The 4,106-nt window shown below is 60.2% G+C and carries 2 protein-coding genes and 1 pseudogene; all 3 read left to right on the top strand.

Annotation, left to right across the window (positions count from 1 at the left end; translation table 11 throughout):
• Positions 1-330, top strand: a pseudogene (locus Q1M07_RS14655) (3-dehydroquinate synthase); the annotation flags it as partial.
• Between the two features lie 22 nt (positions 331-352).
• Positions 353-1,477, top strand: a complete 1,125-nt coding sequence (locus tag Q1M07_RS14660) for a deoxyguanosinetriphosphate triphosphohydrolase (RefSeq protein ID WP_300454646.1) — start codon at positions 353-355, stop codon at positions 1,475-1,477.
• A gap of 232 nt (positions 1,478-1,709) precedes the next feature.
• Positions 1,710-4,106 (top strand): glutamate synthase central domain-containing protein (locus Q1M07_RS14665; RefSeq protein ID WP_300454647.1); only part of this gene is annotated, 2,397 nt, incomplete at its 3' end.

Here is a 4,106-nt window from a genome sequence, read left to right on the forward strand (position 1 = left end):
CATGCGATAGAGACCGGTCTGGGCTATGGAGCGTGGCTGCATGGCGAGGCCGTCGCAGCGGGTGCGGTCATGGCCGCCGACCTGTCCCGCCGTCTGGGCTGGCTGTCGGATGCGGATGTGGCGCGTGTTCGGGAAATTCACCTCCGAGCCGGGCTGCCGGTCAAAGGCGCGCCATTGGGCGCCGACCGATATCTCGAATTGATGGCTCACGACAAAAAAGTGAGCGACGGAACCCTGCGCCTCGTGCTCCTGAAGCAGATCGGTCGTGCCGTGATTACCTCCGAAGCCACTAACTCCGATATTCGCGCCAGCATTGACGCATGTTGCTGATCTATCGCTTGCTCGCAATGCCATGACCGAACTTGCGCCATACGCGGCAAGTGAAGCCAATTCCCGTGGTCGGCAGATCGTCGAGCCGGCACCGTTGGCGCGGGGTGAATTTCAGCGCGATCGGGATCGCATCGTGCATTGCACGGCGTTCCGGCGGCTCGAATATAAGACCCAGGTTTTCGTCAATCACGAAGGCGATCTGTTCCGCACACGGCTCACCCATAGCATCGAGGTGGCGCAGATCACCCGTTCGATTGCCCGGGCCTTACGTCTCAACGAGGATCTCGCCGAAGCGGTTGCGCTCTCGCACGATCTCGGCCACACGCCCTTCGGTCACGCCGGCCAAGAGGCCCTGAACGGCTGCATGAAGGATTTTGGCGGTTTTGAGCACAACCTGCAGTCGCTGCGAATCGTCGACGTGCTTGAGGAAAGTTACGCCGAGTTCAATGGACTCAATCTTTTGCATGAAACGCGAGAAGGCATTCTCAAGCACTGTTCCCAGAAAAATGCCGAGCGGCTCGGCGAGATCGGGCGCCGTTTCATCGATGGTCGCCAGCCTTCACTCGAAGCGCAACTGGCCAACCTCGCCGACGAGATTGCCTACAATAATCACGATGTGGACGACGGTCTGCGTTCGGGCCTGATTACCCTCGAGCAACTGGAAGACGTATCGATTTTCGCCCGCAACCGGCGGATCGTGGAGCAGCGTTATCCGGGGCTTGCCGGCCGTCGCCTGATCCATGAAACCATCCGGCGCATGATCAACCTGATGGCTGTCGACCTCATCGAGCAGACAAGAAAGAACATCGACGAAGCAGGAGTTGGGTCCTTGGACGACGTGCGTGCGGCGCCGCGCCTCGTCGCTTATAGCGCCGAACTGATTCCAGAGTTGCGCGTTCTCAAGACGTTCCTTCGCGACAACCTTTATCACCACTATCAGGTGCTGCGTATGACAGACAAGGCGCGACGCATCATCCAGGACCTCTTCGCGGCTTTCATGAACGACCCGCGCCTGTTGCCGCCTCAGTATCTGCAGATGACGAAAGTCGATAAGCCGCGTGCCATAGCTGACTACATTGCCGGAATGACCGATCGATACGCGATGAAAGAGCACAGGCGGCTGTACGCGGTGGGCGAAATCTACTGATCGCCCTCCAGCCATGCGGCAGCGCAAAAAAATCTTGAAGCGCGGGCGCCTGCGGCGGTATATTCGATGCTCGCCCAGTGTGTTTGAACGGTCTCCTCGTCGGGATCACGCTTAGCCGGCCGGCCAATACTGCCGGCTTTTTCACGGTTCGGACGGGGCGCTTTCCGCAGTTTGAAGGTCCGGCGCTACAGGGATGTTGCTGCCGGTGTGTGTTGTGTCGAGGAAAAACAAGATGGATCTTCCCCTGGAGCAGGGTCTTTACGACCCAGCCAACGAACATGACGCCTGTGGTGTCGGTTTCATCGCACATATAAAGGGCAACCGAACGCACGAGATCGTCCTCCAAGGTCTCGAAATTCTGAAGAATCTGGATCACCGGGGTGCTGTCGGTGCCGATCCGCTGCAGGGCGACGGCGCAGGTATCCTGATCCAGATTCCGGATACCCTGTTCCGCGAAGAAATGGCCAAGCAGGGCGTTAAGCTGCCGCCTGTCGGCGACTACGGCGTCGGTATGGTCTTTCTGCCGAAGGAGCACGCGTCCCGTCTCGCTTGCGAAGAAGAGATCGAGCGGGCTGCCCGCGCAGAAGGTCAGGTCGTACTCGGTTGGCGCGATGTGCCTACCGATCCGACCATGCCGATGTCGCCTACCGTCAAGGCCAAGGAGCCGGTGATCCGCCAGATCTTCATCGGGCGCGGTCCCGATGTGATGGTCACGGACGCTCTTGAGCGCAAGCTCTACGTGATCCGCCGCCGTGCTGCCAACGCCATCGGCAGTCTCAAGCTGAAGCACTCCAAAGAGTTCTACACCCCGTCGATGTCGGCGCGGACGATCAACTACAAGGGGCTGCTGCTCGCCGATCAGGTGGGTCAGTACTACCTCGACCTACAGGACCCGCGTTGCGTGTCGGCCTTGTCGCTGGTGCACCAGCGATTCTCGACCAACACCTTCCCGACCTGGCATCTGGCGCACCCGTTCCGCTACATCGCCCACAACGGCGAGATCAACACCGTCCGCGGCAACTACAACTGGATGCGCGCCCGTGAAAAGGGCACTCACTCCCCGTTGCTCGGCGACGACCTGCAGAAGCTGTGGCCGTTGATCTACCCGGGTCAGTCCGATTCCGCGTCTTTCGACAACGCCCTCGAACTTCTCGTCATGGGCGGCTATTCGTTGGCCCACGCGATGATGATGATGATTCCCGAAGCCTGGGAATCCCACACCTTGATGGACCCGAAGCGTCGCGCGTTCTACGAATACCATGCAGCGATGATGGAGCCGTGGGACGGCCCGGCTGCGGTGGCGTTCACCGACGGGCGTCAGATCGGTGCCACGCTCGACCGTAACGGTCTGCGTCCGGCGCGTTACCTCGTCACCGACGACGATTGCGTCGTGATGGCCTCCGAGTCCGGTGTGTTGCCGATTCCCGATGAAAAGATCGTCAAAAAATGGCGTCTGCAGCCGGGCAAGATGTTCCTGATCGACATGGAACAAGGCCGCATCATCGACGACAAGGAACTCAAGGAGTCCCTTGCTGCAGCCAAGCCCTATCAGGACTGGTTGTCGCGCATCAACATCAAGCTCGACAACTGTGCCGAGCCCGCGTCGGCGACCGCTCCCGAGTGCGCCGCGTCGGTGCTGGATCGCCAGCAGGCCTTTGGCTACACCCAGGAAGACATCAAGTTCATCCTCGAGCCGATGGCCAAGAGCGGCGAGGAAGCCAACGGGTCGATGGGTAACGACAGCCCGCTGGCGGTGCTGTCGGCCAAGAACAAGCCGATCTACAACTACTTCCGCCAACTCTTCGCCCAAGTGACCAACCCGCCGATCGACCCGATCCGCGAACAACTGGTCATGTCGCTGGTGTCCTTCGTCGGCCCGCGTCCGAATCTGCTCGGCATCAACGAGATCAATCCGCCTTACCGTCTGGAAGTCACGCAGCCGGTGCTGACCTTTGCCGACATGGCCAAGCTGCGCGAGATCGCCCGTTACACCGAGAACAAGTTCCGCTCGGCCGAACTGGACATCTGCTACCCGCTTGCATGGGGCAAGGAAGGCGTCGAAGCCTGTCTCGCTTCACTGTGTGCGGAAGCCGAGAATGCCGTGCTCAATGGCTCCAACATCCTGATCGTTTCCGACCGTAAGGTCGATGCGCTCAACGTGGCCATTCCGGCGCTGCTCGCCACCTCGGCAGTCCATCAGCATCTGGTCACCAAGGGGCTGCGTACCCGCACCGGCCTGGTTGTCGAAACCGGTTCCGCGCGCGAGACCCATCACTTCGCCGTGCTCGCCGGCTTTGGCGCGGAAGCCGTGCACCCCTATCTGGCTCTCGAAACGCTGACCGAGCTCGCCAAGGGCGATGTCGAAACCGCCGACAAGTACGTCAAGCACTTCATCAAGGGCGTCGGCAAGGGCCTGATGAAGGTCATGTCCAAGATGGGCATTTCGACCTTCATGTCTTACACCGGCGCGCAGATCTTCGAAGCCATCGGTCTGCAGAAATCGCTGATCGACAAGTACTTCACCGGAACCTCGTCACAGGTTGAAGGCATCGGCGTGTTCGAAGTGATGGAAGAAGCCATCCGTCTGCACCAGCAGGCATTCAGCGCCGATCCGGTGCTCGCCAACATG

The organism is Accumulibacter sp. (assembly GCF_029255285.1).
In the GTDB taxonomy this organism is placed as follows: Bacteria; Pseudomonadota; Gammaproteobacteria; order Burkholderiales; family Rhodocyclaceae; genus Accumulibacter.